Annotated in this window: 26 protein-coding genes and 1 other RNA gene; 15 read left to right on the forward strand and 12 right to left on the reverse strand. The window is 40.0% G+C overall.

The features are described 5' to 3' along the window. Nucleotides 1–417: 417 nt before the first annotated feature. Nucleotides 418–738, reverse strand: a complete 321-nt coding sequence (locus NWP17_RS06485) for a slr1957 family protein (protein WP_280654101.1) — start codon at nt 736–738, stop codon at nt 418–420. Between the two features lie 684 nt (nt 739–1,422). On the opposite strand from NWP17_RS06485, the gene NWP17_RS06490 reads away from it, so the two are divergent. The 7 genes from NWP17_RS06490 (at nt 1,423) to NWP17_RS06520 (ending at nt 7,538) form a co-directional block, all read left to right on the forward strand. After that, nucleotides 1,423–1,911 carry a pentapeptide repeat-containing protein gene (locus NWP17_RS06490; RefSeq protein WP_280654102.1) on the forward strand — a complete coding sequence of 163 codons (489 nt, stop codon included), beginning with the start codon at nt 1,423–1,425 and terminating at the stop codon, nt 1,909–1,911. After that, complete coding sequence (locus tag NWP17_RS06495; protein ID WP_280654126.1) at nt 1,908–3,062, forward strand: 5-(carboxyamino)imidazole ribonucleotide synthase; 1,155 nt, start codon at nt 1,908–1,910, stop codon at nt 3,060–3,062. Before NWP17_RS06490 ends, NWP17_RS06495 begins: the two co-directional genes overlap by 4 nt. Before the next feature lie 214 nt (nt 3,063–3,276). Beyond that, nucleotides 3,277–3,459: non-coding RNA, 6S RNA (gene ssrS / locus NWP17_RS06500), on the forward strand. Nucleotides 3,460–3,692: 233 nt separating this feature from the next. Continuing rightward, nucleotides 3,693–4,934, forward strand: coding sequence for a M16 family metallopeptidase (locus tag NWP17_RS06505; protein WP_280654103.1), 1,242 nt, complete (start codon nt 3,693–3,695; stop codon nt 4,932–4,934). A 77-nt stretch (nt 4,935–5,011) separates the two neighbouring features. Continuing rightward, complete coding sequence (locus tag NWP17_RS06510; protein WP_280654104.1) at nt 5,012–6,292, forward strand: M16 family metallopeptidase; 1,281 nt, start codon at nt 5,012–5,014, stop codon at nt 6,290–6,292. A gap of 89 nt (nt 6,293–6,381) precedes the next feature. After that, nucleotides 6,382–7,164, forward strand: a complete 783-nt coding sequence (locus NWP17_RS06515) for a peptidoglycan-binding domain-containing protein (RefSeq protein WP_280654105.1) — start codon at nt 6,382–6,384, stop codon at nt 7,162–7,164. A 20-nt stretch (nt 7,165–7,184) separates the two neighbouring features. Next, nucleotides 7,185–7,538, forward strand: coding sequence for a phage holin family protein (locus NWP17_RS06520; RefSeq protein ID WP_280654106.1), 354 nt, complete (start codon nt 7,185–7,187; stop codon nt 7,536–7,538). A gap of 22 nt (nt 7,539–7,560) precedes the next feature. On the opposite strand, the gene NWP17_RS06525 is transcribed toward NWP17_RS06520, so the two are convergent. Both NWP17_RS06525 and NWP17_RS06530 read right to left on the reverse strand, forming a co-directional pair. Next, nucleotides 7,561–8,001 carry a cobalamin biosynthesis protein gene (locus NWP17_RS06525; RefSeq protein WP_280654107.1) on the reverse strand — a complete coding sequence of 147 codons (441 nt, stop codon included), beginning with the start codon at nt 7,999–8,001 and terminating at the stop codon, nt 7,561–7,563. A 320-nt stretch (nt 8,002–8,321) separates the two neighbouring features. Beyond that, nucleotides 8,322–9,599, reverse strand: coding sequence for an ankyrin repeat domain-containing protein (locus tag NWP17_RS06530; protein WP_280654108.1), 1,278 nt, complete (start codon nt 9,597–9,599; stop codon nt 8,322–8,324). Nucleotides 9,600–9,860: 261 nt separating this feature from the next. On the opposite strand from NWP17_RS06530, the gene NWP17_RS06535 reads away from it, so the two are divergent. Beyond that, entirely contained in the window at nt 9,861–10,331 is a 471-nt protein-coding gene (locus NWP17_RS06535) for a DUF4079 domain-containing protein (RefSeq protein ID WP_280654109.1), read from the forward strand. A 50-nt stretch (nt 10,332–10,381) separates the two neighbouring features. Here NWP17_RS06535 and NWP17_RS06540 read toward each other — a convergent pair whose 3' ends face one another. Continuing rightward, a complete protein-coding gene (locus NWP17_RS06540) occupies nt 10,382–11,065 on the reverse strand; it encodes a DUF1997 domain-containing protein (protein WP_280654110.1) in 684 nt (227 codons plus the stop codon). Between the two features lie 177 nt (nt 11,066–11,242). Here NWP17_RS06540 and NWP17_RS06545 point away from each other — a divergent pair, with 177 nt between their 5' ends. From NWP17_RS06545 to NWP17_RS06555, 3 genes are all read left to right on the forward strand, one after another. Then, entirely contained in the window at nt 11,243–12,031 is a 789-nt protein-coding gene (locus NWP17_RS06545) for a Nif3-like dinuclear metal center hexameric protein (RefSeq protein WP_280654111.1), read from the forward strand. A gap of 176 nt (nt 12,032–12,207) precedes the next feature. Beyond that, nucleotides 12,208–12,423, forward strand: coding sequence for a hypothetical protein (locus tag NWP17_RS06550; RefSeq protein ID WP_280654112.1), 216 nt, complete (start codon nt 12,208–12,210; stop codon nt 12,421–12,423). Between the two features lie 540 nt (nt 12,424–12,963). Further along, on the forward strand, nt 12,964–13,275 hold the full coding sequence (locus NWP17_RS06555) for a DUF6679 family protein (protein ID WP_280654113.1): 312 nt from the start codon (nt 12,964–12,966) through the stop codon (nt 13,273–13,275). A gap of 93 nt (nt 13,276–13,368) precedes the next feature. Here the strand turns inward: NWP17_RS06555 and NWP17_RS06560 are convergent, their stop codons facing one another. After that, entirely contained in the window at nt 13,369–15,021 is a 1,653-nt protein-coding gene (locus NWP17_RS06560; RefSeq protein ID WP_280654114.1) for an MBL fold metallo-hydrolase, read from the reverse strand. 626 nt (nt 15,022–15,647) lie between these two features. Here NWP17_RS06560 and NWP17_RS06565 point away from each other — a divergent pair. Then, nucleotides 15,648–16,019: a TSUP family transporter gene (locus NWP17_RS06565; protein WP_280654115.1), complete on the forward strand. Its 372-nt coding sequence runs from the start codon at nt 15,648–15,650 to the stop codon at nt 16,017–16,019. Nucleotides 16,020–16,091: 72 nt separating this feature from the next. On the opposite strand, the gene NWP17_RS06570 is transcribed toward NWP17_RS06565, so the two are convergent. The 3 genes from NWP17_RS06570 to NWP17_RS06580 form a co-directional block, all read right to left on the reverse strand. After that, entirely contained in the window at nt 16,092–17,321 is a 1,230-nt protein-coding gene (locus tag NWP17_RS06570; RefSeq protein ID WP_280654116.1) for an HhoA/HhoB/HtrA family serine endopeptidase, read from the reverse strand. A 299-nt stretch (nt 17,322–17,620) separates the two neighbouring features. Beyond that, a complete protein-coding gene (gene trpC / locus NWP17_RS06575; RefSeq protein WP_280654117.1) occupies nt 17,621–18,460 on the reverse strand; it encodes an indole-3-glycerol phosphate synthase TrpC in 840 nt (279 codons plus the stop codon). A 52-nt stretch (nt 18,461–18,512) separates the two neighbouring features. After that, nucleotides 18,513–18,785 carry a HetP family heterocyst commitment protein gene (locus NWP17_RS06580; RefSeq protein ID WP_280654118.1) on the reverse strand — a complete coding sequence of 91 codons (273 nt, stop codon included), beginning with the start codon at nt 18,783–18,785 and terminating at the stop codon, nt 18,513–18,515. Nucleotides 18,786–20,622: 1,837 nt separating this feature from the next. On the opposite strand from NWP17_RS06580, the gene NWP17_RS06585 reads away from it, so the two are divergent. Both NWP17_RS06585 and NWP17_RS06590 read left to right on the forward strand, forming a co-directional pair. Continuing rightward, nucleotides 20,623–22,161: a sensor histidine kinase gene (locus NWP17_RS06585; protein WP_280654119.1), complete on the forward strand. Its 1,539-nt coding sequence runs from the start codon at nt 20,623–20,625 to the stop codon at nt 22,159–22,161. 51 nt (nt 22,162–22,212) lie between these two features. Continuing rightward, the gene (locus NWP17_RS06590; protein ID WP_280654120.1) at nt 22,213–23,085 is read left to right on the forward strand and encodes a response regulator transcription factor; all 873 of its coding nucleotides are present in this window, start codon (nt 22,213–22,215) and stop codon (nt 23,083–23,085) included. On the opposite strand, the gene NWP17_RS06595 is transcribed toward NWP17_RS06590, so the two are convergent. The 4 genes from NWP17_RS06595 to NWP17_RS06610 form a co-directional block, all read right to left on the reverse strand. After that, complete coding sequence (locus tag NWP17_RS06595) at nt 23,082–23,402, reverse strand: DUF3082 domain-containing protein (protein ID WP_280654121.1); 321 nt, start codon at nt 23,400–23,402, stop codon at nt 23,082–23,084. The two genes, NWP17_RS06590 and NWP17_RS06595, sit on opposite strands and share 4 nt — an antisense overlap. Nucleotides 23,403–23,444: 42 nt before the next feature. Further along, nucleotides 23,445–24,398, reverse strand: coding sequence for a 4-(cytidine 5'-diphospho)-2-C-methyl-D-erythritol kinase (gene ispE, locus NWP17_RS06600; protein WP_280654122.1), 954 nt, complete (start codon nt 24,396–24,398; stop codon nt 23,445–23,447). Between the two features lie 19 nt (nt 24,399–24,417). Further along, nucleotides 24,418–25,233, reverse strand: coding sequence for a 16S rRNA (adenine(1518)-N(6)/adenine(1519)-N(6))-dimethyltransferase RsmA (rsmA, locus tag NWP17_RS06605; RefSeq protein WP_280654123.1), 816 nt, complete (start codon nt 25,231–25,233; stop codon nt 24,418–24,420). A 264-nt stretch (nt 25,234–25,497) separates the two neighbouring features. Further along, the gene (locus NWP17_RS06610; protein ID WP_280654124.1) at nt 25,498–25,830 is read right to left on the reverse strand and encodes a PAS domain-containing protein; all 333 of its coding nucleotides are present in this window, start codon (nt 25,828–25,830) and stop codon (nt 25,498–25,500) included. Nucleotides 25,831–25,947: 117 nt separating this feature from the next. On the opposite strand from NWP17_RS06610, the gene NWP17_RS06615 reads away from it, so the two are divergent. Beyond that, the gene (locus NWP17_RS06615) at nt 25,948–26,475 is read left to right on the forward strand and encodes a sporulation/spore germination protein (RefSeq protein WP_280654125.1); all 528 of its coding nucleotides are present in this window, start codon (nt 25,948–25,950) and stop codon (nt 26,473–26,475) included. Nucleotides 26,476–26,897 lie beyond the last annotated feature (422 nt).

Here is a 26,897-nt window from a genome sequence, read left to right on the forward strand (position 1 = left end):
CGCTGTTGCGGCGACGATAGTTTTGGGGTTGCCCTCTGCAACAATAGCTCGATGCCAGGTTCATTTTTTTTACCAAGCACTCCTCACACTCCTCATTGAGGAGTGTTTTGTTTTTATTGTCATACTTATTACACCCCTCCCTCTAAGCAAGCGGCGTGGCTTGATTCCGGTTTATTAAGTAATCAAGCCAATATGACATAACATGATTAACTTTGATACTCCCCATGCCTAAAAGCCGTGGTATGAAATACAGAGTATGGAATTAATTTAGCTCCACAACAGCTTATATCCCCATCAATCCCCCTTTTTAAGGGGGACTTTGACTCTATTGCCCTGCTTATTAAGGGGGTTCGGGGGGATATGCAAGTCTCTCAATTTACAATTGAAAACTCTTCAAAAAACGCCTGAATATAATATCTAGGCATCTTCCATTTCAAATTGAGCCACAGTGACAGCGTTAAAAGCAAAAGCCAAAACTAATGGCATAGGACACTTAAATATAACTGTGGAAATGATAGCCAGGATTGTGCCAACTACCGCCGATGCCGACCAGACTCTTTCCTCAACAGTTAATCCTTTTTCGGCTTTAATCAATCGCAGGACGTGATGGGGAATGGGTTCTGGCATCACACATCCAGGGGGAAAAGCCCAATAGTGGTTGCGGCGTTCAACAAATAATTCTGTCCAGCCGTTTTCTTGACACCAGGCTTCAATCCAATCAATAGAGTAATGGGTCATAACAGTGTTAGTAATTAAGACTTGTGGAATTTTTCTAGTTGGTGAATATAAGTTTGGCGGGGATTTCTCAATAGTTAAGCAAACATTATGAACCGAGGCTAATTAAATTTTCCCTATCCAGTTGTATAAGCATCTCATACAGATAACAATTGCTGGACTGCTGACATAATTAAAGACTAACAGTGACAAATAGATATTGCACTCAAAATACAATAAACTTTACTTATAAGTTGTAATTTTAAGAATTGTAAATAACTGCATAGGTATCTCTGACAAAAAATAAGGGTTGATATCTGTAATGTCCGGGTAATGAATTACGATTAAAAACCAGTTTGCAGCCACGAATGGAACCAAGTCAAACGACGACTTATATCTGGTTGTCCGAGTAAAGATTGACAAGGATGAAATAGGACATTCTGTTTTCTGTTCTAAACTTTGTAGGTATTGGTTGAGTCATAATATTCTCTGGTTTAAAGTTTGACTGTATGACTTTTAGCTATGAACTAGTACAAATAGCAGTATATAATACATTGAGCTAGAAAACCAAATTCAAGTATTTTATCGCCCATGACTTATACTCCCGATGATGTTTGGCGGTTGTTAGGTGAGGCTTTTCAGTCAAGCCCATATTTAAATACGATAAGCTGAAGGAAACCATTAAATACTAAAAATAACTAAGTGATTATGTTTTGGCAGCAAGGATTAGCATTGATTTTGGCGATGATTATATGGTTGGTGGCTTCCCCAGCATGGGCAGATTGGACTCATCCCCTATCCTTTAGTAATGCAGAACTAGCGAGACGGGATTTTTCTGGACAAAGTTTACAAGCGGCGGAGTTTTCTAACGCCAATCTGGAATTAGCTAACTTTGAAAATGCTGACTTACGGGGAGCCGTTATGAGTGCTTCGGTAATGACCCAAGCCAATCTCCACGGTGCGGATTTAACTAATGCTATGGTGGATCAGGTGAAGTTCACAGGGGCTGATTTAAGTGATGCCATTCTTACCGAAGCTCTTTTACTGCGCTCTATTTTTACGGATGTGAATATAGACAGTGCGGATTTTACAGACGCAATTTTGGACAGAGCGCAAATTAAGGAACTGTGCCAAAAAGCCGGTGGTGTTAATTCTAAAACTGGCGTAGAAACTCGTTATTCTCTAGGATGTCGATGAAGCGTGTTGGTGTAATTGGTGGTGGACAATTGGCCTGGATGATGGGGGGGGCTGCTCAAAAATTAGGAGTTGAGTTAGTGCTGCAAACTCCCAGCCCTGATGATCCGGCTGTTTCCATCGCTCAAGATATTGTTTTGGGTGCGGTTGATGATGCTATCTCCACACAGGCTTTAGCAAGCAAGACTGATATCATTACCTTTGAAAATGAATTTGTTAATTTAAATTCTTTATCTGCTCTTGAAAATCAGGGTGTTTGCTTTCGACCTGGGTTAGCAGCTTTAAGTCCTCTGTTAGATAAATATGATCAGCGCTGCTATTTACAAAAGTTGGGAATACCTGTTCCCCGTTTTTTTGCTGTTGAACAGTTGGAAGATATCCCATCTCAAATAGCAGAACTGGGGTTGCCGGTGGTTTTAAAATCTCGTCGCCATGGTTATGATGGTCAAGGTACTTTCATTATCAATGATTTAGCCTGTTTGCAGCAACAGCTAAGTTCACACATCACCAGCAAAGGTTTAAATAAATCTCTATATCTCATAGAGGAATTTGTCCCTTTTGAACGAGAATTAGCAGTCATGGCCGCTCGTTCTGTGGAAGGTGAAGTGGTGACTTACCCCGTGGTGGAAACTCAGCAACAACAACAGGTATGTCGGCGAGTGATTGCACCAGCTGATATTACAGCTGATCAAGCCGCAAAAATAAAAGCGATCGCCCATACTCTACTAAATAGCCTGGAAGTGGTGGGAGTATTTGGAATTGAACTATTTCTCACTCCCACTGGTAAAGTTTTAGTAAATGAAATTGCCCCCCGTACCCACAATTCTGGGCATTTTTCATTAGATGCCTGTGAAACATCTCAATTTGAACAACACTTGAGAGCAGTTTGTGGCTTACCTTTAGGCAATCCCGCTTTACGTTGTGCTGGTGCTGTGATGGTGAATCTTTTGGGGTATGAAATGTCTCACAGAAACTACCAAAGCCAGCGTCAACAACTAGCCGCAATTCCCCAGGCTTTCGTTCATTGGTACGGTAAAACCGAATCCCGTCCGGGGCGCAAACTAGGACACGTCACCGTATTACTGGATGACCAAAACCGAGATGCCATCAGTACCATAGCTCATACTATAGAATCAATCTGGTATCCCAGTTGAGTAGAAAATTTCTCTAGTTGACCAAAAGAATGGGATACAAGCCCCGTCCTTCTAGGACGGCTTTTTATTGTGTTATAATACGAGATTAATCGGCATGGGGCATCGGTACGACTTTAAACAGACCGAGAGCGACTGTAAGACTACCTTAATCACCTACCCTCTAAGTCGGTGAGTATGTTAAACACAATCAGTTTTGAAAAGCTATAATTAGTTAGTTGCACTACGACGTTGGTGACTGCCATCAAGTTTTTTGATCTATGTCTTTAAAGAAAAGGGAAGCTAACAGACTCGTGGCAGTAAACCGGGCTTGTACCCGGAAACTTAAAACGAAGAATGTCGGCACCCACCTGGTAAAACCAGGTCATAAACTTAGGTAAAACGGCGTCGCGGTGAACTTAAAATTATTAGCTCCCAAAGTTAGCAAAAACTATTGGGGGCTTTAATTATGCAACCCAGGGATGTTTGGATTAACCTGTAACTGACCAGCTATTAGACAAGTTTGGATGAAAAAGACAAAATCTGTATAAGTCGATTCTCATTTAGTGAGCATTGAGAGTTAAAATAACAAAAATCGTCTTAAATTGTGGTTAAAGCTACAAAAACTTGTCACAGCAACAACTAGAGCATAGCGTGTTTCCAGCTTCGGTTCTCTCACTAGATAATGGTTTAACACTTATCCATCAAGAAATTGCCACTACCCCTGTAGTGGTGGCGGATGTCTGGGTGCGAGCAGGAGCAACAGTTGAACCAAAACAGTGGTTTGGCATGGCTCATTTTTTAGAACACATGATTTTTAAAGGAACAGCCACTTTACCCCCTGGAATGTTTGATTACAACATTGAAGCTAGGGGGGGGGTGAGTAATGCAGCTACAAGCTATGATTACGCTCATTACACCTTAACTACAGCAGCCTCATACTTAGAAGAGACTCTACCCCAGTTGGGAGAACTGCTAATTAATGCCGCAATTCCAGACGATGAATTTATTCGAGAACGGGATGTAGTCTTAGAAGAAATTCGCTCTTGTCATGATAATCCTGATTGGCTGGGATTCCAAGCCCTAAATCACAGCGTCTACAAAAATCATCCTTATGGGCGTTCGGTGCTAGGTACTAAAGGCGAAGTAATGCAACTGTCACCGGCGGCCATGCGTTGTTTTCATCGCGCACACTACCAACCAGAAAACATGACAGTGGTAGTTGTGGGAGGAATTAGTCAAGAAGCAGCTTGGCAAATTGTCAATCAATCATTTACTGATTTTGCTCCACCTTTAGAATGTCCACCGTGTGAAAAAATAGTCGAGCCAATTATCAGGGGAATTAATCGCCAAGAACTTTGTTTCCCACGGTTAGAACAAGCACGCTTAATGATGGCATGGGTTGTACCTGGAGTGAAAGAAATTCACACAGCCTATGGTTTAGATTTATTAGCAGTGCTGCTCTCAGAAGGTCGCAATTCCCGAATGGTGAGTAAATTGCGGGAGGAATTGCAATTAGTACAGGAAATTTATTGTAACTTTTCTCTACAACGAGAATCGAGTTTATTTACAATCACTGCTTGGTTAGAACCAGAAAATCTCGAGGAAGTGGAAAATTTAATTCTGGGTCATTTAAATGATTTGCAAACTACAGGAATTAATGACCAGGAACTCGCCAGGACACGTAGACTAGTTTGCAATGAATATGCTTTTTCTACGGAAACACCAAATCAGTTAACAGGGCTATATGGGTATTACAACACTATTGCTCAAGCTGAATTAGCAGTAGCATATCCTCAGCAAATTCAATCCTTTGATACCCAACAACTCCAACAATTAGCTCAACAGTTTCTTTCACCTGTGAACTATGCGGTTACCATACTCAAACCCTGTTAATGTCAGTTTCTACCTGTTGATATTAAATATCAACAAATAACCCTGATAACTAATAATTGAATTGATTACTGATAACTGTGAAACCTTCCCCATTTTCTCCTCCTATTCACCGGACTGTACTGAATAACGGCATTGTACTGGTAGTGGCAGAAAATCCCACTGCGGATATTGTGGCGGCGCGGCTGTTTGTCCGGGCTGGTAGTTGTTATGAAAAGCGAGAGCAAGCGGGGTTAGCCCATTTGCTGTCAGCAGTGATGACCAAGGGATGCGACGGACTTTCTAGTTGGGAAGTGGCCGAACAAGTAGAATCTGTGGGAGCAAGTTTAAGCGCCGATGCTGCCAGTGATTATTTTTTGTTATCGCTCAAAACGGTAACATCGGACTTTCCAGAGATTTTAACATTGGCAGGGCGGATGTTGCGATCGCCCACATTTCCCACAGCCCAAGTAGAACTAGAAAAGCGTTTAGCACTACAAAATATTCGCTCTCAAAAAGAACAGCCATTTACCATTGCCTTTAGCCAAATGCGACAGGTAGTCTACCAAAATCATCCTTACAGTACATCTGTACTAGGAGATGAAACCACCATGAGTGGCTTAGGCCGTGATGAGTTAGTGCAGTATCACCAAACTTATTTTCGTCCAGATAATCTAGTAATTAGTATTGCCGGGCGGATCACCTTAGAAGATGCGCTAACACTAGTAGAGCAAGTGTTTGGCCAGTGGCAAGTTCCCCCACAAGCTTTGCCATTAGTTAATTTACCAGACATTAAATCAGAACCGCAGCATCGACTACAGCCTCTACAAACACAGCAATCAATTGTGATGTTGGGTTATTTGGGGGCATCTGTTAGTTGTACAGACTACGCCCCATTAAAATTGCTGTCTACCTATTTGGGTAATGGACTTTCTAGCCGCTTGTTTGTGGAATTAAGGGAAAAGCGGGGTTTAGCTTACGAAGTGTCAGCATTTTACCCCACGAAGTTGTATCCGGGATTATTTGCAGTGTATATGGGTACAGCACCAGAAAATACTAGTACTGCTCTAGAAGGACTACGGGCAGAAGTGGAATTACTTTGTACCACCGAAGTGTCAGAAACTGCCCTGCAAGCGGCTAAAAACAAAATTTTAGGGCAGTACGCCTTGGGTAAACAAACTAACGGACAAATCGCTCAAATATACGGTTGGTATGAAACCTTGGGTTTAGGGCTTGATTTTGATCAGCATTTTCAAGAACTGATCGCATCTGTGAGTGTTAAAGATGCCATAGCAACGGCCAGTAAGTATTTACAGGAACCTTATGTGTCTTTAGTTGGTCAAGAAACAGCAATTAATAATGCTTTTCCCAGTGCTGCTTAGAGAGCGATTGATCACCTCTGTATAATTGAGTGATATAATATCTCAAGTTCTCTTGTGAACTATAACAGAGGATTCTGGGGATAAAATCCATGGAAGTTAGCCTGACAACAAGTATTGTGAACTACTTTGAGTCACTAAAATCATTTCGCTGGGTGAAGACAGGTAAGTTTTGTTGGTTACTTTTGTTTTCATCTACTTTGTTTCTCATAACTTCTGATGCAGGAGTCACAATTGCAGCGCCCCAACAAATAGCCCAAGCCTCGCCTAGAGCTAACATTAGTCGTCCTACCCTAAAAGTTGGAACTAAAGGAGAATGGGTGTCTGAACTTCAGGCAGCCTTAAAACTTTTGGGTTTTTACTCAGGTGCTGTGGATGGTGTTTACGGAGACGAGACAGCAGTCGCTGTTTCTCGGTTCAAACGAGCAGCTGATTTGAATCCTGATGGGGTGGTTGATGCTATCACTTGGCAGCAACTATTCCCCAGAGAGCCAATAATTACACCGGGAAATTCTGCCAATAAATCTAATTTTCCCGTTCCTCCACAGACTCGGACAAATACCAGGGTTGTCAGTTCTCAAACTCAAACCAGACCTGTATCACCACCTCCTAGACCATCCACTACAGTTCCCGGACAAATTCCCAGTGTTCAATATACTACCCAAGGATTACCGATTTTACGCTTAGGAATGCGTAACCCGGAGGTGAGGAGACTGCAACAACGACTAAAACAGCTTGGTTTTTTAACAGGTGATATAGATGGAGATTTTGGTGTAGTCACTGAAGCAGCAGTAAAAGCTGCTCAACAGCGTTATGGTTTAGAGGCTGACGGTGTAGTTGGTGGTGCTACTTGGGAAGCACTATTGCGAAGATAGCTAATTTAGAGGAAAAACAGATGAAACACTTTTTACTAACTTGGCTGGGTACTGCCGTAGCTTTACTGATTACTGCTAATGTTGTACGTGGGTTCTATGTTAGGGACTTTGTGGCTGCTTTAGTAGCTGTGGCAATTATTGGTTTAGTCAATGCTTTTATTCGACCAATTTTACATATTTTGGCCTTTCCCATTACCTTAATTAGTTTTGGGTTATTTGCATTTGTCATTAATGCTTTAAGTTTGTGGCTGGCAAGTAACCTCACTCCTGGTTACGGTTTTGAAATTCGAGGTTTCGGGTCTGCTTTGCTGGGTTCAATTGTGCTAACCATTGTTTCTAGTTTGATTAACTATTTTATCAAAGTGGTTTTGTAGTCAAAAAACAGTGAAAAGAAGATTATTCAGCAGCAACAGCCAGTGTCACTGCCCCTGATTCGCCCTGTAAGCGAAAAATGCGTTTAGGAATTAATAATTTAGTTCTTAAATCTTGGTTGATAGTTAGAGATGGGGTGAGGTGGGATGCGGCGAGAATAGCAGAGGCTTCAGCTACGCTGGAAGTTCCCACAATTCTTTGGGCGATATTGCTGGGGTTGGGGATGATAACAGTGGATAAAACATCTGGGGAAAAAGTTTTTAAGGTAAAACTGCGTAAACGGCAAAGTTCTATTAACCCAACTTCTGTGGCTTTAGTTTCTATAGTAGCAAGACCTGCGATCGCATTTTCCTGGAGTTGATTTTCTGGTAATATTTTTTTTATTGCCGTTGCTATTAAATTTTGGGAACTACCTTTTTGACAACCAATTCCTACCCATAATTTGAGCTTTTGTACAGTATCCATTGGTGCTGACTTAATCTGACTTTTTGTAATATTCAATTATACTTATGTAAAAGTTGGGAAAAATTTAAAATTTTATTAAATAAATAGCTAACCTGCCATCGCCATTCAGTTAATGTTTTTTATCGGCAGGTTTTTATGATACTTGTAAACTGCTCTATATAATACTGATATCCAAAATTAAACGTTATATATTTAGCTTATATAGCACAGTACAAAACTCTGAGGGAAAACATTTTGACTGTTATACCTCAGTGTTGGAATTTCTTCCGCCTCCGACGCACCTTACTAACAAAAGTTGCGACGGAGTTTTGTTATTTTAATTATTCCTGCGCCCCGGCTTGTTTTAAACTCGCAGCTATATTTTTATAACCATTAAATTCCGCAATCATCAAAGCCGTATAACCGCCGCGATTTTTCAAATTTAGATCTGCCCCAGCTTGGAGAAGTATCTCTACAGCCTGACCATAACCCCCAGACACTGCCCACATCAATGCTGTTGCCCCGGCTAAGTCCTGAAAGTTCACATTTGCACCCTTACCTATTAACAAACGAATTATCCCTGGGTAATTGCGTTCTGCTGCCTTAATTAAAGCTGTTTTGCTGTCATTCCCTAATGTATTAGCATCAGCACCGTAGTCTAATAACAGTTTCACCGTATCTATATATCCATGGGTAATTGCCAGCATCAAAGGTATACCCAGAGTTGTGGCATTCATTTTGCCACTAGAACCCAGCAATATTTCTAAAATTTGGCTATGTCCCTGTAATGCAGCTACAAAAATTGGTGTATCACCCAAGTGATTTGTAATTCGGGGATCTGCACCTCGGCTAATCAACAATTGCACCATGTCAACGTAGCCTTCCACAACAGCCAGATGTAGGGGAGTTTCACCATCTTTGTCTTGAACATTAATTTCAGCACCTTGATCCAGTAAAGCAGATGCAATGCCAGTATGTCCTGCTGCCGCTGCCGCTGATATAGCAGTACTACCATGTTGATTTTTGAGATTAATATCAGCCCCAGCTGCCAGCAATGCCTGAACAACTTCCAAAATTCCCAAGTCTGCTGCCATCATCAAAAGTGTTTCACCTTCTTGATCCCGGCTATTGACATCAGCACCATGCTGGGAAATTAACTTTAAAACTGCTGTTCTACCGTACTTTACAGCCAATTTCAAAGCGGTATCATCATCTTTGTCTGTGATATTCACCCCAGCGCCAGCTGCCAGTAAGACTTGCACTACATCCACATAACCCTTATGTGCAGCAGCCATTAAAGCTGTACTGCCATCTTCATTGACGGCATTCACATTAGCACCTCTCAAAATCAGAAGCTGCACAATATCCACTTGATTAGCACTAGCAGCCAACATCAAAGCCGTCAAACCATAGCGTTTTCTGGATAAGTTAACATTAGCCCCAGCATCTAATAGCGATCGCACAATTTCCGTGTAACCTAAATTAGCGGCAAACATTAACGCGGTAGTACCATCGCCATCGGTAACGTCCACTTTAGCACCAGAAGACAATAACTCACACAAATGTTTTGTATCGCCGCTTTTCGCCGACTTTAGCACCAAGACATCCTTGTTTTCCATGATAAATATTCCCCGTCAGCCCCGCACAGGGGGGTTTTGTTAGTCTAGTCCCGAAATTAAGTCTGAAATTGTTTAACCATTTTGGCAAGAGAGAAACTAATTCCTAGTTAGTAGGTCGTAACTCCTACTCAAAAAGGAGAGAAAGGCAGGAATTTATTTAAGTACATGATTTTCCTACACATTTTACCCTTAGTCAGTTTCCGCAAGTAATTTAAACTTATGCTAAGTTTTATAAAGATTTAAGAATTGCGGGAGAACACTATGAGTCTGGAACTGTCACCTGAAGTTAAATATTGGCTAAACTTTTTTCATCCACTCACCATGTGGGGACTGTTAGCACTTTCACTTTATGCTGCTTACCTGGGGCTACAAGTACAGCGCACCAGAAGCGCCCAAGGAGATGACAAGAAAGAACTGATTAAAGGTAGATACAACATTAAACACCACAAAGTCGGTTCTGTGTTGTTGGCATTGATGGTGACAGGGGCGATTGGTGGTATGGCTGTTACCTATATCAATAATGGTAAGTTATTCGTAGGACCGCATTTACTAGCTGGACTGGGAATGACTGGTTTAATCGCATTTTCCGCCTCTTTATCTCCTTTCATGCAAAAAGGAGCCAACTGGGCCCGTGTAACTCACATTACACTCAATTTCGCGCTTTTAGGTTTGTTCGCTTGGCAAGCTATTACTGGCGTGCAAATTGTGCAAAGAATTTTGAGTAATGCTTAATTATTAGTTGTTGGTCAATAGTCATTAGTCTTTGACTAATGACTTTTAGCTTATGGCCTTTTTTGGCAATTACCAGAAAACCTTATGCCCAGAGATTGATGAAAGTCTTCTTGGACTTTGCGAGTTAAGCGCCGAGATACTTGGCGGACAATTTGGTTGAGTAAGCGATCGCCTGTGGATTTGACTAAAGACTGGGGCAATCTTTGAATAAATTTGGGAAAGTGAAGATTAACTATCAAATCCAATTCCCATTCAACTTGTGTAATCACACTAAAACTGCTACCAGTGTCGTTGTCAGGATTTTCTAACAACTTGAGCGATGCCTGATAGTCTACATCATAGCCAGGGAGATCGTAGTCAGGAACAGGGATTGTCCGAATACGGTATATTCCCTGATCTGGGGGTAAGAGTTCTAAACCAATTTTTGGTTCTACCTCATAACCAAAAGCGCCAAAGCGTCCGATGGTGACAGCATAACCATTTTCGCCCAAAGGTTGTGCTTTCATCGGTTCAGCGCAGCGCGAAAACCAGGAAGCGTGAGTTTGAAGATACTCAGCCACTTGATTGGCGGGGCTATACATTGCCATTGAGTCTCTGTAATGACCGTAAAACTTGGTCGGTAAACCAATAGTTGCTTGTGTAACTTGCTGCTCGGATTCTGTTAAACTTGACGCTATGGGCAAAACTGTTTCTCTCATATCCAAAGATTGATATTCGCCGTTTGTCGAAAGCATCAATTCATTCCCCTAGAAATTAGCCTGTAATAAATTAAGATTTCCCAGTTTGCTAGTATTGTTTAGCAATGGATTTACATTTTCGCTGAAATTTCAATAGTTTGTCATCAACTTCATGAGATCACTAAAATTAAAGAACTAAATAATCACATATTAGTTTCCCAGGATTGTATTGGTGTGAGAATTGTAGATTTAATTACTTGGTTTGAACAATGGGCAAATCCGGCTTGGTCTGAAAGCTGGGATAATTGCGGTTGGCAAATTGAACCCGGTGTGTTAGGAGAAAAAGCGCGGGTGTTGGTGTGTTTGACACCCACCTTGGCTGTGATGGAGGAAGCCATTACTCTCAATGCTAATCTAATTTTTGCTCATCATCCCCTAATTTTTTATCCTCCCAAGTACTTACGTACTGGTGAAACCATTGCGGAAATGGCCAGATTGGCTTTTAAGCACAACATTGGTATTTACAGCGCTCATACCAATTTTGATCAAGTACAGGATGGTACGGCAGACGTTTTGGCTCAAATTTTAGACTTAAGGCGAGCTAGTCCCATAGTACCTACACAACCAGGATTAGGCTACGGGCGTGTAGGTTTTTTGGAGCCGTTTCTGACCTTACAGGAGTTACTGAGTAAAATTCAAACTAAACTAGCGCCTCCTCATTTAATTTTTTCCCCCATTGCTGATTTACAGCAGACAATTTCACGAGTGGCCGTGTTGGGTGGTTCGGGAGCTAGTTATATTTCGGCGGTGGCTAAAACTCAGGCTCAAGTTTATTTAACTGCTGATTGTAAATTCCATCAGTTCCAGGACAGCCGCGATCGCGGTTTAATTTTAGTTGATGCCGGACATTACGCCACGGAACGCCCGGCCTGTCATCGCTTAGTACAACGATTTATGTCTTTAAACTTAGAATGGGTAAAATTGAGCGTGAAAGATGAGGATTTTCGCCAATTTTTTGCTTAGTTTCCTCTAAATTTCTTCTATTGTGACTGGTGGGTAACTATTGGAGAATTAAGTGTGATCTAAATCACTAAAAATTTCAATAATAATCACTTAGGTTGATGGGTTGATATCAATAAATAAGAGAGAAAAATGTTTCACAATTAAAACCAGAACATTCTCGCCCCACCCTAATCAATATGATTCCTACACTTGTTGAATCGGCTTTTAAAACTGGATATCTTAGTGTTGAATCGGAGGGTTTACTCAATCAAGTGCTGGCGACTAAGTGCTATCGTTCAGAAGATTTAGCAATCCTTTCAGCTTTATGTGATGCAGTTAGCGCAGGTCAAATTAAAAGAGAAGCATCCTCCCAAACACCAACAAAATTTATCCGCCAATGTAAAGTTAAGTAATTATACTAATGCTTTGTAGTGGAAAATTTATTATACTGCCCACGCTAACCTTCAAGTTTTTAGTGCCTGAACTCAAAACTCTTTGTCGATTGTTGTTGAAAACCATTAAGGTCGGCAAAAGAATGAGTTAAGATCAAATACATAGGGATAAAAATAAAGCAGAATTACCCCACTTCCCAGTAATGCCAATGACTACAAGTAAGCAAATCAAACAACCGTGTTCAATGCTTAATGTGAAGTATTATTTGTCACATCATTTTGTAAATGCTCACCACCAAACATTAATCTGGTTAGGAAAATTACTGAATAGTGTGACTTCATAGAGGTAGACATTCGCTAAAAAACCTACAAGAGATTTTGTTCAACAGGTGGAGTAGCTGGGAGTCTATGATTTTCGCCAATCCAAGCAAGTCTATGGGTAAAATCATCAAGTACAGTGATCCAGAATCTGGGAACTGATTTCTAGAAGGTGTATCTAAATGGGGTAAAACCCAAATTTCATAGGTTTAACTACGTTGTTTAAAAAGGTAGAAGCAGTACATGCTACACCGCAAGATTTATCAACTGTGTTGCGATGGGCGCGAGGTATGTATATTCTTGCGGGACCAGCAACGCTGGATTGAACGCGCCCGCATCCTCGATATAGAGGGGGATTTAGTGACTCTCCGCTATGAGACAGATGAGGAAGACGAAGTTTGTGCGTGGGAGGAGATGGTTCGTTTGGAGAGCATTGGCTCCGTTACCCAAAAGTTAGCCTCAGTACCACGCGGTAATACAGAATTTCTGATGACGGAAGACTGTCCAGAATCAGAGCGTATCCGTAACCGTTATCCCGACTCCAATCCGGAGTAGAGACTTAATTTATTGAGTCTCTACGAGAGAGTCATGAGTCCTCAGTTTGACTGATTGCTGAGGACTCATTTAAGTTTTGCGGTCACCAAAGGATTAACGTTGAAAAGCAGGACAATAGCCCTCAAGAGTTACTTTAAAGTTATGTAACGGCGAGGCAGGGTTCCAACATCTTTGTCCTCTTTGATGTCGGCAAGTACCACAACAATCTATATCAGACCAATTAGGGCGATCGCTACTTTGCTGCAGCAGTTCCCGTGGTGATAACCCGCGTAGTACCAGTTCTTCGCCTTGCCAACGAGCTTCTACTAAACCAGTATCGGCAAACTGTGCCCAACGTGGGTCATTTGTAATGGCATCGGGTAAGGTAACTGTAATGACCGTTCCTAACTCTGTGAGTTCTCCTTCATAATTGTTTTCTGGGGGTGCTGGTTGTAAAAATGTCTCCCCAATAGGCAGCGCTACTAAAGTACCAGCACCTGGAGAATGGACGTGATAACGGTTTTGTAGTTCTTCTAAACCAGTTAAATCTGTTAGGTATGCAGGGGAACCGTGGACAAAAACAACGTGCTGAGGACGCAAATTATGGATCAACTGAGTAGTACCAGGTCCGTCACTGTGCTGGGCGAGCAGATAACTTTCGTCAGTGGTGTTTCCTGAATATTTTTGATTAATTTTTACATCAATTTTTTCTGGTACTAGGATCAGCCAAGGGCTAGTTTCTGTTTGGCAGTATTGGTTTAAATTAACGGTGGAGTCAGTCAGCACAATACAGGGAGACCTGCCCAGACTAGCATGATGTTCTGGCTGCAAACGACGGACTCGCGGACGCACCCGTTCATCCCAAAACAAGGGTTGATGACGGGCGAAATTCTGCACTGATGGCGGTAAGTGGGGCAATAGTTCTAGGTAAGCATCGCAACCAGTGGCAACAGCACCATCAACCCAAATATCTAAATCCCGTCCTGTGAAGTGGTGATGGGAACGTAATAACATCAACAATTCTTGACCCAATCCTAAAGCTGGTGTGGGTAGTAGTACAGAACAGTTATCGGCGATCGCTCGATTAATCCGTTCCGCTAGTCGATTTTCTTGGTGGCGACGGTGGGGGTGACGGGCTGTGCCATAAGTTCCCTCAATAATCAGTACGTTTAACTCCAACCCCCGCAACTCTTCTAAACGCAGCCCTTCTACCAGTCGGGAGTTAGACAAGAAAAAGTCCCCTGTGTAGAGGAGTTTGTAAGAACGAGCTTTGGTGGTGTATGTGAGTAAGAATACTACTGCTCCTGGTAAGTGTCCGGCAGGAAATAATTCCACCACCAGACCTTCTTGGATTTCTACAGGCGATCGCAACGGCAAAGCATGACAAAGCTGAGGAATTTTTTGGGGATCTTCGTCTAACCAATTAAGGGGTAGTAACTTACTAGTTACCTCACTGGCATAAATAGGTAACAGAGGGAAAATTTTATGTAGGTCTAGTAATCCTCTAGCGTGATCAGGGTGGGCGTGACTGACCAAAACCAAGTCTGCCGGCATTGGAGAACTACTTTGACCTGCTGAGTTAGCCACAGAGGTGAACAACGGTGAACTACTCCCCAATCCACAATCAAGTAGAATACGGTGTGGACCCATCTGCACTAATAAACACACACCCTCGTCATTATGCTGAACACTATAGGGCAAGCAGTTCAACTCACTAGCTGCTTCATCAGTGCTAACGCCAGAGGATACCCACAGATTGTCCCTCATGCTTTCCTCCCCTCTAACCTCGTCATCATCGACATAACTCAAAAGCCAAGAGGAATGATCCTGATTCTTGGTTTTGTCACCCAGGGGCAAGTTTTTTTGTACCCCCCTACGCCCTGAGAGTGAAAATTTTTGACCGGGGAGGAGGCTACCAAGGAACTCATGCCAGTTGAAAAAAATTATTTAACCAGAAACACTACATTTGGGGTTAAATAAGCGTTTTTAACGCAAGATTCCCGCTATTCAAGTTATCTTAATGTGCAGAACCGTTACCGTGATAGTTTTCTGAATCATAAAATCCATTTTTAGTGCCAAAGAACAGGCACGAAATAGTGAACATAATTGTTAAACCCACTAAAATCAGCTTTACGTCCATTGGTTTGCTGTTCCTTTTTCAAGACTATCTTATAGTAATAGAATGTTTACTAAATCCGGACAAATCACCATAAAATCTTTACTATGGTTGGGTTGATTGAGCAATAAGTAAAATTACCACAATCAATCAAATTGTATAACTTTTTGGGTCACTTGTCTATCCATATCATCACCAGATCATCCAGGTGAAATAAATCTTCAAAACAGCGATAACTTACATTACTGTGTTTTTTTTTACATCTAATCAGGAAAATATGTCTAATATAGTTATTCAAATGTTAATCATTGGCTTAGTTGCTGGCTTGACTGGGGGTATGTTTGGTCTTGGGGGAGGTGCAATCATGGTACCAGCCATGGTGTTGTTAGTTGGTCTAGATCAGAAGTATGCCACTGGCACTTCTATTGCTGCTCAAATTTTACCCATTGGGATTTTAGGCGCACTAGTCTATTATCGTCATGGCAACATGAACGTTAAATATGCCACATTTATTGCCATTGGTTTAATAGTTGGTAATTTGTTCGGAGCCTTATTTGCCAATCAGCCATTCATTAGCAGTGAAATTATCAAAAAATTGTATGGTATTTTTTTGCTGCTCCTTGGTATACGGTATTTACTAGGACGTTAAGAGAGAGTGAAGAGTAAAGAGTGGGTATCAAGAATAATTCTTTACTCAGCACTCAATAAGGCACCCAGTTAGTTACTGTATTGGTTTACTAGGTAAAGCACCAGTTCGCACGGCTAAGTTAATATTTTGCCCATTGCGTCGCAATCCTAAGCGCACATCTCCCCCGACTTGAGCATTTTCTACTGCTTTTTGAATACTGCCGGCATCTGTGACTGATTGACCGTTAAGCTTTTGGATAACATCCCCAGCACGTAAACCGGCTTTAGCTGCTGGTGAGTTAGGCATAACGCGCACAATTAAGACACCTTTATCTTCATTGACCGTGACACCGCTATTGGGGTCTGAGTTGAGACGCTCTTTAATTTCAGGGGTTAACTCTACCATCTGAATTCCCAGATAGGAATGTTGCGCCTTACCTGTAGCAATTAGCTGCTGGGAAATTCGTTGAGCCGTGTTGATGGGAATGGCAAAACCAAGTCCCTGCGCCCTTTGGATAATAGCTGTGTTCATCCCAATTACCTGACCACGAGCATTTAACAAGGGACCGCCGGAGTTACCAGGATTAATGGCTGCATCGGTTTGAATAAATTCAACCCGCTTATCCGGTGCGCCAATTTGATTACTACTACGACCAGTAGCACTAATAATTCCTGTAGTCACTGTATTATCTAATCCTAAAGGATTGCCAATGGCGATCGCCCATTCTCCCGCTTGCAGTTGATCTGAGTTCCCCAGTTCTGCTATGGGTAAATTCTTGGCATTAATTTTCACCACAGCGACATCTGTTAATTCATCGCTCCCCATTACCTTACCTTCAAAGCTACGCCCGTCCTTTAGTATAACTCGTACGATATTAGTATCAGATACTACATGGGCATTAGTGAGGATACTACCATCTGCACTGATAATAAAACCGGAACCTGTGCCTCGTTGTACTCTGCTTTGTTGTTCTGGTAGGCGAAAGCCAAAAAACTGGCGGAAAAATGGATCATTAAATTCAGGAGGTAACCGACTAGTGACAGTTCGGGACGCCTCAATCCTCACCACTGCTGGCCCCACTTTTTGCACTACTTGGGTCACGAAGTTAGAACCTGTAGCAGTTGGTAATGGAGGGGCTGCATTAACTGGACTTACCCCTATCTTCGATGTTGTCTCTGATATCTGCTGAGGGTTAAAGGCCAAATAACCACCGACTAATGTCATACCTGATCCCAACAACACCAGTGATAGGGAGGCTGCTGCTGTTTTCCAAACAGCTTGATTTTGATATTTAGCATCTCCGTGATGTACTTGCTTGTTCATTGCTGCCTATGACAATGTTTAGATGTATTACTAATGATAATAATGTAGATATTATTTGTGATGTTTTTGTTGCCAAGGTACTGCTTAGTTGAAGAATATTTGCTATTTTAAACCATTTCATTTTTTTAGGTGTGTTTATTTTAAGGTATACATACACGAATAGCCCGCTTTGTGAGCGGGCTACATTCATTCAAGTTGTTTATAGTTTCGGGAGAATAGTGTACTCTAGCCTTTTCCCATCTGAGATGTAATAACCGTTAGCCTTTTCGCGTTTAGAGAGAAGCTAATAACTGTTTGAGCTAATCACCTTTAATGAGAGAACGCACGGCCATCTCTATGTTCTCTTGTTTAATTAAAGACTCTCCCACTATCACTGCATGAGCACCAGCCTCCGCCACCAGAGATAAATCAGCATTTGTATATAGTCCCGACTCGCTGACGACGATAATACCCAATTTTTGTAACTGCGATCGCCTAGCTGCTAACAGGTGTTGCGTGGTGCTGAGATCAATGGTAAAGTCCTCCAGGTTTTGGTTATTAATCCCGATTAAGCGGATGTCATTAAGCTTGAGTACCCGGTCTAATTCACTCAAGTTATGAACTTCTACTAAAGCATTCATCCCTAAATAATGAATTACTCTGAGAAAGTCTTGCAGTTCGCGATCCGTGAGAATTGCTGCAATTAGTAGTACAGCATCAGCCCCTGCTGCTCGTGCTAAATAAATTTGACAGGGGTCAATGATAAATTCTTTGCACAACAAGGGTAATGCTACTCTCTGGCGGATTGCACGCAGGGTTTCCCAACTACCATGAAAGAATGCTGTTTCAGTGAAAACCGAGACGCAAGCAGCACCACCTCGCTCATAGGCTTTAGCGATCGCTATCGGGTCAAAATCTGTGCGAATTTTACCGTACAGTGGTGATGTTTTTTGAACTTCTGCAATTAGTCCTGGTCGATAAGGATTTTGTTGCAAAGCAGTCAAAAAATCTCGCACTGTTGGCGCAGCTGTTAACTGGCGTTGCAAAGAAGCCAACGACATTTGTTGGTGCATTTGTGTTACTTCTTGCTTTTTATGCCAAACAATTTCTCTGAGGATCGGTTGCAGACGGGTATTGACAGTAGTCAGTGGGTAAATCATTAGCTGCTATGTATCTGGAGATGGAGTGACTCATCAAGGATTAATGTTGTTTTTAAAGTCGAATCCAGTTTGAGTTCATGTCAAATACTTCTTTCTTTTCTCTGTCTTTTGACTTGGAATTTTCTACCAGGCAATTATTCTTCAGCAGTCGAATATAGGTGCGGTAAGGTATGTAATCTATCGGGTTATAACCGCAAAACCGGAGAATTAATACACACGCCCACGAATACTTGCCTGCAATAATTGCTTTGATAATTTGTTCTATTTGTTCGGTATTAATTTTCTTGGTTGTTTGGTTATTACAACTATTATTGATTTGATGCATATCTTTCCCTCCTGTTTAATTTTTAGTTTTACATGAGATTGCATTCTGATTTATCTTTGTATAGCATTCCTAAATGATTGGTGAAATTTGCCATACAGTTGGTTAACTGTTAACTGTTAACCGTCAACAATTACTACAGATAGTTACAACTGAAATAGGATTAATGTATCTAACTAAAATCTAGAGTCATGGCACTTATTTTTGAGAGTGCTAGTAGTAGTTTGATGGAATTTCTTCAACTTACAGCCAATTTCATTCGGGCTGATTACAAACATTTCCGGTAAAAAGCATTCACCATAATTATGAGTTAGTTGGGAAAATAGGGGTTGGATTTAACTAGTCAGCATTTTTATTTGCCTCATATATATCTAGTTAAACTAGCCCCTACAGATAAACCGTGTTGCAGAAGCAGCTTCTTTATTAAGCCTACTCAATTTTTAGCTCCAGATATATGATCAATTTTTCGATAGACTTATCTCTTTTTTTGCTCTTGTAATTTGTTGACTATTTTTACTGTAATACCTTCTATTTAGATTCGCATCCAAAAGTAAATAATTTATACTTATTTAGATGTAGTAAAATCAAAAACATTGGTTCTGACATTTCATTGCGTAGATTATCGGGAAATTACTAGATTTTTCCGTCACATTTAGAGAATTTAACTTAAGTAAGTTGTGGCTTTTTTACACAATAACAACCAAATGTAAATCTGGATTTCAAGACATAAATATGCTAAAAATTTTTATTTGTGAACTATAAATATCTAAATAATAGAGTGTAATTATATACATAATTACCCTGCAAAACCTTACCGATGGAAAAGTTAGCTAATTAATACTAACAAAATGATAAAACTTACACTTTATCACAATATGAATACTAAAAAATGTTATTTGCTACACAATATTTTGCTAAAATAATAGTAATTATCTATACACACTTTTGTTACGATTTTTATAACTTTTGAGAGATGTTCTAGTCACAAGTATGTGAAGTTGAAAAAAATGTATATCTTATGAAAGATGACTTAGGACATGATTTCATAGTTTGATGTCTGGAGGAGTAATATATTTAAAATTCCATTGATAAACAGTAAATTATCTACCTAGCCTCAAATTTATCAGCTAAAGTATTTCAAACTAGATATATTGCCGACATCGTGGATAATCCATCAGCAAATATATATAAGTACATATATATTGAAAATGGACTGTAATTATAAAAAGCTGGGCTGACCTAAATTTATTTAGGGCTTATTTATCTATATGTTATTTTTCATCAATCCACCCAAAAGCTAATTTTATTTTTTAGTTTTTATCAAAGTTTATTTAATTCAATAAAAAAACATTGTTTATTTATGTAAATCAGTTGAAAGAGCTACTATATATTGGTAAAATCAGATCAACAATAACCAGCAATATGTAAACATTTGAGTAATTTACTGTTGATCAGCACCTTGAAAAAGTTGTGCTTGTCCTGTATTGCTTCAATTTCTGACAAATGAGATAAGGAATATGGATATGAATCTCCTAACTATATATCAAGCAAATCATTTATTAGTACTACAAAATTATCGCGTAAACTTTACTGAGATATATAGTAAAATAGAATTTAAATCTTTAGAGAAAAATAAATACTTTTATGATTGAAAAAATGTTAAATTCTGTTTAGTAGTATGGCTAAATTTAATCGTTAATAATGCCATTTTAGCAACGAAGTGACTATTTATTTAATGTTAATTTTTTTGGTTTTAGTCATCAAATCAAAGAATAAAATACAGTTCTGATTTTACTATAAATTTAGGTGTGATAAAAGTAATAAAATAGTAGAGGGTAGTATGTACCAGTGGACTGAAGAATTTAAAAGTACTGAAGATGATTTACGACAAGAAATTGCTGAACTAAAAACAAGGGAAGCGCAACTGCAACAATCTCTTTCTCTAGTTATTTCTACCCTCGAATCTACTGCTCATGGTATTATTTCAGTAGGCATTCAGGGAGATATTCTGAGCTTTAATAAAAAATTTGTCGATATGTGGCAAATACCAGAAACGCTGATATCCCAGAAATATTTCCAATGTCAAGCTTGGTTTAAGAAACAACTCAGGGACCCACAAGCCTATGTCCAGATGATTTGGGGAGTATCCGGTCAATGTAGTTTGGATAAGTTCGATGTTTTGGAATTAAATGATGGGAGAGTTTTTGCTCAATACTCTCAGCCCCAATGGTTGAATGGGAAAATCATCGGTAGAGTATGGAGCTTTTGGGATATTACTGAATCTCGACGCAGGGAAGAACTACCACAGTTCAATCAAGCTAAACTTTGGAGTTTAGCAGAAACTATTAATGTTTGCATTTTTGTAATTAAGCGTGGCAATTTATCGTACATGAACCCGGCAGCGGAGGTAATAACTGGTTATACCACACAGGATTTATTAACTGGTTTTGATCCCTGTCAATTGTTCAAAAACAAAAAGCTTAGGATGGTAGATAATAAAGATTTAGAATATCAGGAAATAAAGATTTTGGAAAAAAACGGCAGAGAACGCTGGTTAGCTTGTGTAGTTGCAATAATTAACGACCAGGAAACACCAATGGAAATTCTGGCAGGTATTGATATAACTGATTATAAAAAGGCAGAATTTGATTTGAGTAAAAACTTAGAAAAAATTAAAGAAGTCAGCCAATTAAAAGCAGATTTTATGTCTATGGTTTGCCATCAATTTCGTACACCGCTGAATGTCGTTTCATTTTCTAATAGCTTAGTTAAAAGGCATATTGATAAATGTCATGACCAAAAAACACAACCATTACTTGATCACATTCAATCATCTGTTGAACAGCTGACCAAAATGTTGGATGATATTTTGTTCTTCGCCAAGGTAGAAGCTACCAAACTTAACTGTGATGCTCAACCTCTTAATTTGGTTGAATTCTGCAATGAGCTAATTGCAAAAATGCAGACAAATGGTCGTAGTAACAATATAAATTTCCTGACTCAAACTAACTACATAACAGCTTTTATGGATCAAAAACTGCTGGAACCGATGATCAGGAATCTGCTTGACAATGCCATTAAATATTCTCCCATTGACAGCGTGGTTGACTTAAAACTCTCTTCTGAATGCGGGAAAGTAATTTTTGAAGTGACAGATAGGGGTATTGGTATTCCTCTTACCGATAGAGCAAGATTATTTGAGCCATTTTATCGAGGTAGTAACATTCATCATCTCCCCGGTAGTGGACTAGGTTTATCCATTGTTAAAACTCTTGTGGACTTACATAAAGGTCATATTGCTGTAGAAAGTGAAGTTGGTGTAGGTACAACATTTACTATCATGCTATCTGCAATCAAATCAAACTTATCAGTTCAGTAAAGTATTTCCCAATTATTCATTTACCCAATCTATTATCTAATGCAGGATTCCATGAAAACTATTCTCATAATTGAAGATAATGCTACTACCCGTAATCTTTATTTAACCGGACTTGAGAGTGAAGGGTTTAACACCATAGATGCAGAAAATGGTCGCATTGGTATTGAAAAAGCACAAAGAGATTCGCCCGATTTAGTAGTTTGCGATATTGCTATGCCAGATATGGATGGTTATACTGTTCTCAATGCTCTGCGTCAAGATCCTTCCACTGCGATTATTCCCTTCATTTTTCTCACGGGTAGCAATAATAAGACAGATGTTCGTAAAGGGATGGAGTTGGGTGCTGATGATTATCTGACTAAGCCTTCTACTTTGGAGGAATTGGTCAAAGCGATCGCCATCCGCTTGGAAAAAAAACAATCTTTTTTGCGTTATTTGTATGGGACTGAATCTCGTCAAATATCAGAATCATTACCCACAAACACAACTCCCTCCGTCACAGAAAACTCTATCTTTCCTAAGCTTCCCCAGCTTAAAGAAGTTTTCGATTACATTGAAGCTAATTATCATCGGGGGATTACTTTATCTAATGTGGCTGAGGCTGTTGGTTATTCACCTGCTTACTTGACCAATACTGTAGCAAAAAAAACAGGTGAGACTGTTAATGGTTGGATTGTTAAGCGCCGCATGGCCGCAGCTCGTCCGTTGCTTAAAGATACTGACCAAACAATTGAGCAGATCGCCATAAAACTGGGTTATCAAAATGCTTGTCATTTTTCCCGCCAGTTCCGTCAACATCACGGTATACCTCCCAAAACTTGGAGAAACCAAAATCAAATTTCTCAAGTTCCCAATGTTCAAAAGCCCCAATTAATCAATCCTTACCTTCAACATGAAAAATATGCACCTTTAGGTCGAGGTTAACTGTTTCTGGACTTTGTTAATTGTTGTACCAATAATTGGATTGTCAAAGCTAACAAACCAATTGCCACTATACCAAATATCCCTGTTCCCAAGGCGACTACACCCACAACCAAAGTACGAACAGCAGAACCAATATTGACAACTATTGGGTTATCTGAATGGATAGGCTTATTCGCAAAAGTTGTTGCTATGGATATCATCAGCAAATACATACCATATCCTAGTCCTCCGGAAAATATCGCTCCAGTTATACAACGCAAAGGAGTGGGTGGAACCTGATTTGGCTCTTGTGGTTGTGTTACTTTTGGATTACTCATATTTTTTGTGCCTCTGTGTCTTGCCTCAAGGAAAGAACTGTCTTAAGTTGATGATCTCACCTGAATGCCATGTGTAATAGTCCGACTCACAAACAATTCTAAATCCTCGTCAGGAATTGCATCCCGCATCTTTAGCTTTACTGCTTCTGCTTGTTGTTTAGACTCCAGCAGAGCAAACACCGCGGGGCCAGAACCAGACATCATGGTTCCTAAAACTCCTTCTTGAGTAGCAAATAGTTCTCGCAGTTTTAAAACTTGAGGATAGGCTGGCAAAACTACACGCTCTAAATCATTATGCAGTTTTTTGGCAATTTCTATTGAGTTTTTATTCAGGATAGCTTTAACTATTTCTCTTGAATGAACTGCGGCCGCACGCGCTGATAAATTTTCTGTCTCTCTCAGATAAGAACTACTAAATTCTTGTCGATAGGTTTTGTAGGCCCAAGCTGTGGAAACTTCCAAGCTACGATATTTTGCCAACACTATATATATATTGTCTAAACCAGTTAAAGAAGAAAGCTGGTCACCTCTACCTGTGGCGATCACTGTCCCACCCGCGACACAAAAGGGGACATCTGAACCAAGAGTAGCACCCAATTCTTCTAATTCTGATTTCGTTAGTCCTAGACCCCAGAGTAAATCTATCCCCATCAATACAGCAGCTGCATTTGTTGAACCTCCCGCCAATCCAGCAGCTACGGGAATGTGCTTGTTAATGGTAATTTCCACACCTCCATATTTAGTCAAGGCTTCGGGAAATTGTCTCGCCATTAGGGCTGCTGCTTTATATGCTAAGTTACTTTCGTTTGTGGGTACTTGTGGGTGGTTACAGTTAAGTTGAATCTTTTCACTGCTTATGGAGCGTAGGTTAATTTCGTCAGCAAGTGCTATACTTTGAAGTATCATAGCTAACTCATGATAACCATCTGGGCGATCGCTGATAATTTCCAGATACAAATTGATTTTGGCGGGAGCTATTATAGTGTAAGAACGCATTTTATGTGGAGAGTTGTAGTTACTCGGTTGTGAGTAAATTGGTTAATGTTACCCATTGCTGAACGCTGATGTCTTCCGCTCGAGCTTGGGGATTTATTTCTAATTGTTCCAGTAATTGGGTCAAGCGATCGCGTTCAACAACCGATTGCAAATTATTTCTTAACATTTTCCGCTTTGCCCCAAATCCCAATTTGACAAAATTTTCCAATTTTCGGGGGTCAAGTGCTGTTGTTTCTATCTGTCGGGGTCGTAACCGCACTACTGCTGAGTCTACTTTTGGTGGTGGATAAAATGCGGCTGCGGGAACTGTGCAAATTAATTCACAATCGGCTAGATACTGCACTCGCACACTCAAAGCCCCAAAATTCCTCGAACCAGGTTTAGCATACAATCTTTCTGCTACTTCTTTTTGCACTAGTAATACTATGGATTCATAGGGTTCTGGGTTAGGGTGGGCGATAGTGCCTAATAACTTTTCTATGATCGGTCCTGTAATGTTGTAGGGGATATTTGCCACTACTTTATTACTCCCTTGAAATTTGGGAAATGCGGCTAAATGGCATGGTAAATCTAAGGTGAGAAAATCCCCTTGCAATAGTAAAAATTTTTCTTTTTTACCCAGTTGCTTGGCTAACTCGTTGCACAAATCAATATCTATTTCTACTGCTACTAATGATCCTACTAAAGGTAGTAAACGACGAGTCAGAATACCTGTACCCGGACCTATTTCTAATACGCGATCACTTTCCTGACACTCTGCTGCTTGAATAATTGCATCTAGTGCTTTTTCACTTCTGAGCCAATGTTGACCAAAGAACTTACGCGGTTTAATCATTATTTTTCCTGATTATATCGATTTTTTAGCTTTTTAAATGATGTTACTTATTTACTGTTGACGTATATACGAGTAAAGACGCTATTAAACTCCTCTATGATTTAAGTTGGGGTGATACCTGCCAGATAAAATATAAAATCACTAATGTATTCTACTAACCAAACAGTACACCTTTTTAAATATACCATTTCTTAAATACGTGAGATACAAATGTAAATGATCGTCTTGTAACACAAGCATCCTGCTTGTTAATGATGTACCTCACTAAGCAGCGAAAACTGCTATAGCTCCCTTCAAACAGCGTTGATGAATTTCCCGCCAACGCTCGTAAATTTCCGGGAAAACTTCATAATGACATCGCCTAATGATATTTTCATCGCTTAATCCGTAATCTTCCCGCCAACGCCGACTCATCAACATATATCGCATTTCACGGTCAAATATGGCGATCGCTTCTGGTGTATACTCTATAAATAAACCAATTGGCTCTTGAGTATATTTCAGATTATTACGGATTTCTCGCTGACGCAGTTCTATCACTTCCTTCTGTAGGGATTCATAGCTATTTTTATCTACAGTGATCAAATTATCGGTCATAGTATTGTCTATTTCCCAGTCATGGGCTGAAGTGAACTTAAGTATCTATCTTTCCCAATTGAAAATTTAAAATTAACTCAAAAGTTATACCAACTCAATTACATAACTGTTTTCAAGATGAAAATCAAAACGTATTTATTACCACTTATATTAGTTGCGATCGGAGTTAATATTATCAGTTGTAGTTCTAATCCCCGTCTTGATTCCACCAGCATCAACAGTGAAACACCAAGTTCTGTTATCCCCCCCAGTGCGGCTTCAAAAACACCATTTCCAACCTCTTTAACTCCCAATAGCCAGACTATTAATGTTATATTATATACTATTGATAGTGAATGTCAACAACTGATGCCCGAACCAGTTTCAGTACCAGCAGAAGAACCCATAACAGGTGCGGTAGGTAAAATTATCAAAAGACAAGATACAGCGGATTTTGATTTGTCTGGTTATCGTGTCCAAGTTGAAAATGGGATCGCTACAGTTGATTTTCGGCTATCTCCTGTCTCGAAGCGGCAGTTTGTTTCTCTTTCTAGTTGTGAACAGTTGGCTTTATTTGGAAGTCTCCGCAAAACTTTAGTTAGCAATGCTGAATGGAATATTAAAGAGGTTCGCTTTACTGAGCAAGGTAAGAAAATAATTATTTGAACGGCATAGTAACGCCAGCCCAAGTCTTAACAGCTATAGGTATTGGTAAATCCCTTGTCAGTCTACGAGTACCCTCGCCACCCACATACAATATATATAGGTGATATGTGGTGAAACTTGTCATACAGTTCCTTGAGTGTTAGCATTCACGTGCTAGCCAACACAACTGCAACAAATTACCCTAGATAGTTAGAAACTGCATATTCACATTGCCGATAGGTTATAATAATTTTTCCATAAGCTAATCACAACAATGCTTACGTCAGTTTTCCTACCCAAAAAAAAAAAATTTTTGCTCAACCCCTTGACAAAGCCAAACAGAGTAGTTATATTAAAAAAGTGGCAAGAAAAAAGCAGCCACGACTGAACCGAGAAAACAAAATACTTTGAAAGCGAAACAATAACCAATCCTCGTCAAGAAG

The sequence above is a fragment of the Chrysosporum bergii ANA360D genome, from assembly GCF_029891735.1.
Taxonomy (GTDB): Bacteria; Cyanobacteriota; Cyanobacteriia; order Cyanobacteriales; family Nostocaceae; genus Umezakia; species Umezakia bergii.

Coding starts and splice junctions, on each gene's coding strand:
- NWP17_RS06485 (WP_280654101.1), bottom strand. CDS start 738: ATGACCCATTACTCTATTGATTGGATTGAAGCCTGGTGTCAAGAAAAC.
- NWP17_RS06490 (WP_280654102.1), top strand. CDS start 1,423: ATGTTTTGGCAGCAAGGATTAGCATTGATTTTGGCGATGATTATATGG.
- NWP17_RS06495 (WP_280654126.1), top strand. CDS start 1,908: ATGAAGCGTGTTGGTGTAATTGGTGGTGGACAATTGGCCTGGATGATG.
- NWP17_RS06515 (WP_280654105.1), top strand. CDS start 6,382: ATGGAAGTTAGCCTGACAACAAGTATTGTGAACTACTTTGAGTCACTA.
- NWP17_RS06520 (WP_280654106.1), top strand. CDS start 7,185: ATGAAACACTTTTTACTAACTTGGCTGGGTACTGCCGTAGCTTTACTG.
- NWP17_RS06525 (WP_280654107.1), bottom strand. CDS start 8,001: ATGGATACTGTACAAAAGCTCAAATTATGGGTAGGAATTGGTTGTCAA.
- NWP17_RS06530 (WP_280654108.1), bottom strand. CDS start 9,599: ATGGAAAACAAGGATGTCTTGGTGCTAAAGTCGGCGAAAAGCGGCGAT.
- NWP17_RS06535 (WP_280654109.1), top strand. CDS start 9,861: ATGAGTCTGGAACTGTCACCTGAAGTTAAATATTGGCTAAACTTTTTT.
- NWP17_RS06540 (WP_280654110.1), bottom strand. CDS start 11,065: ATGCTTTCGACAAACGGCGAATATCAATCTTTGGATATGAGAGAAACA.
- NWP17_RS06550 (WP_280654112.1), top strand. CDS start 12,208: ATGATTCCTACACTTGTTGAATCGGCTTTTAAAACTGGATATCTTAGT.
- NWP17_RS06555 (WP_280654113.1), top strand. CDS start 12,964: ATGCTACACCGCAAGATTTATCAACTGTGTTGCGATGGGCGCGAGGTA.
- NWP17_RS06560 (WP_280654114.1), bottom strand. CDS start 15,021: ATGAGGGACAATCTGTGGGTATCCTCTGGCGTTAGCACTGATGAAGCA.
- NWP17_RS06565 (WP_280654115.1), top strand. CDS start 15,648: ATGTCTAATATAGTTATTCAAATGTTAATCATTGGCTTAGTTGCTGGC.
- NWP17_RS06570 (WP_280654116.1), bottom strand. CDS start 17,321: ATGAACAAGCAAGTACATCACGGAGATGCTAAATATCAAAATCAAGCT.
- trpC (WP_280654117.1), bottom strand. CDS start 18,460: ATGATTTACCCACTGACTACTGTCAATACCCGTCTGCAACCGATCCTC.
- NWP17_RS06580 (WP_280654118.1), bottom strand. CDS start 18,785: ATGCATCAAATCAATAATAGTTGTAATAACCAAACAACCAAGAAAATT.
- NWP17_RS06585 (WP_280654119.1), top strand. CDS start 20,623: ATGTACCAGTGGACTGAAGAATTTAAAAGTACTGAAGATGATTTACGA.
- NWP17_RS06590 (WP_280654120.1), top strand. CDS start 22,213: ATGAAAACTATTCTCATAATTGAAGATAATGCTACTACCCGTAATCTT.
- NWP17_RS06595 (WP_280654121.1), bottom strand. CDS start 23,402: ATGAGTAATCCAAAAGTAACACAACCACAAGAGCCAAATCAGGTTCCA.
- ispE (WP_280654122.1), bottom strand. CDS start 24,398: ATGCGTTCTTACACTATAATAGCTCCCGCCAAAATCAATTTGTATCTG.
- rsmA (WP_280654123.1), bottom strand. CDS start 25,233: ATGATTAAACCGCGTAAGTTCTTTGGTCAACATTGGCTCAGAAGTGAA.
- NWP17_RS06610 (WP_280654124.1), bottom strand. CDS start 25,830: ATGACCGATAATTTGATCACTGTAGATAAAAATAGCTATGAATCCCTA.
- NWP17_RS06615 (WP_280654125.1), top strand. CDS start 25,948: ATGAAAATCAAAACGTATTTATTACCACTTATATTAGTTGCGATCGGA.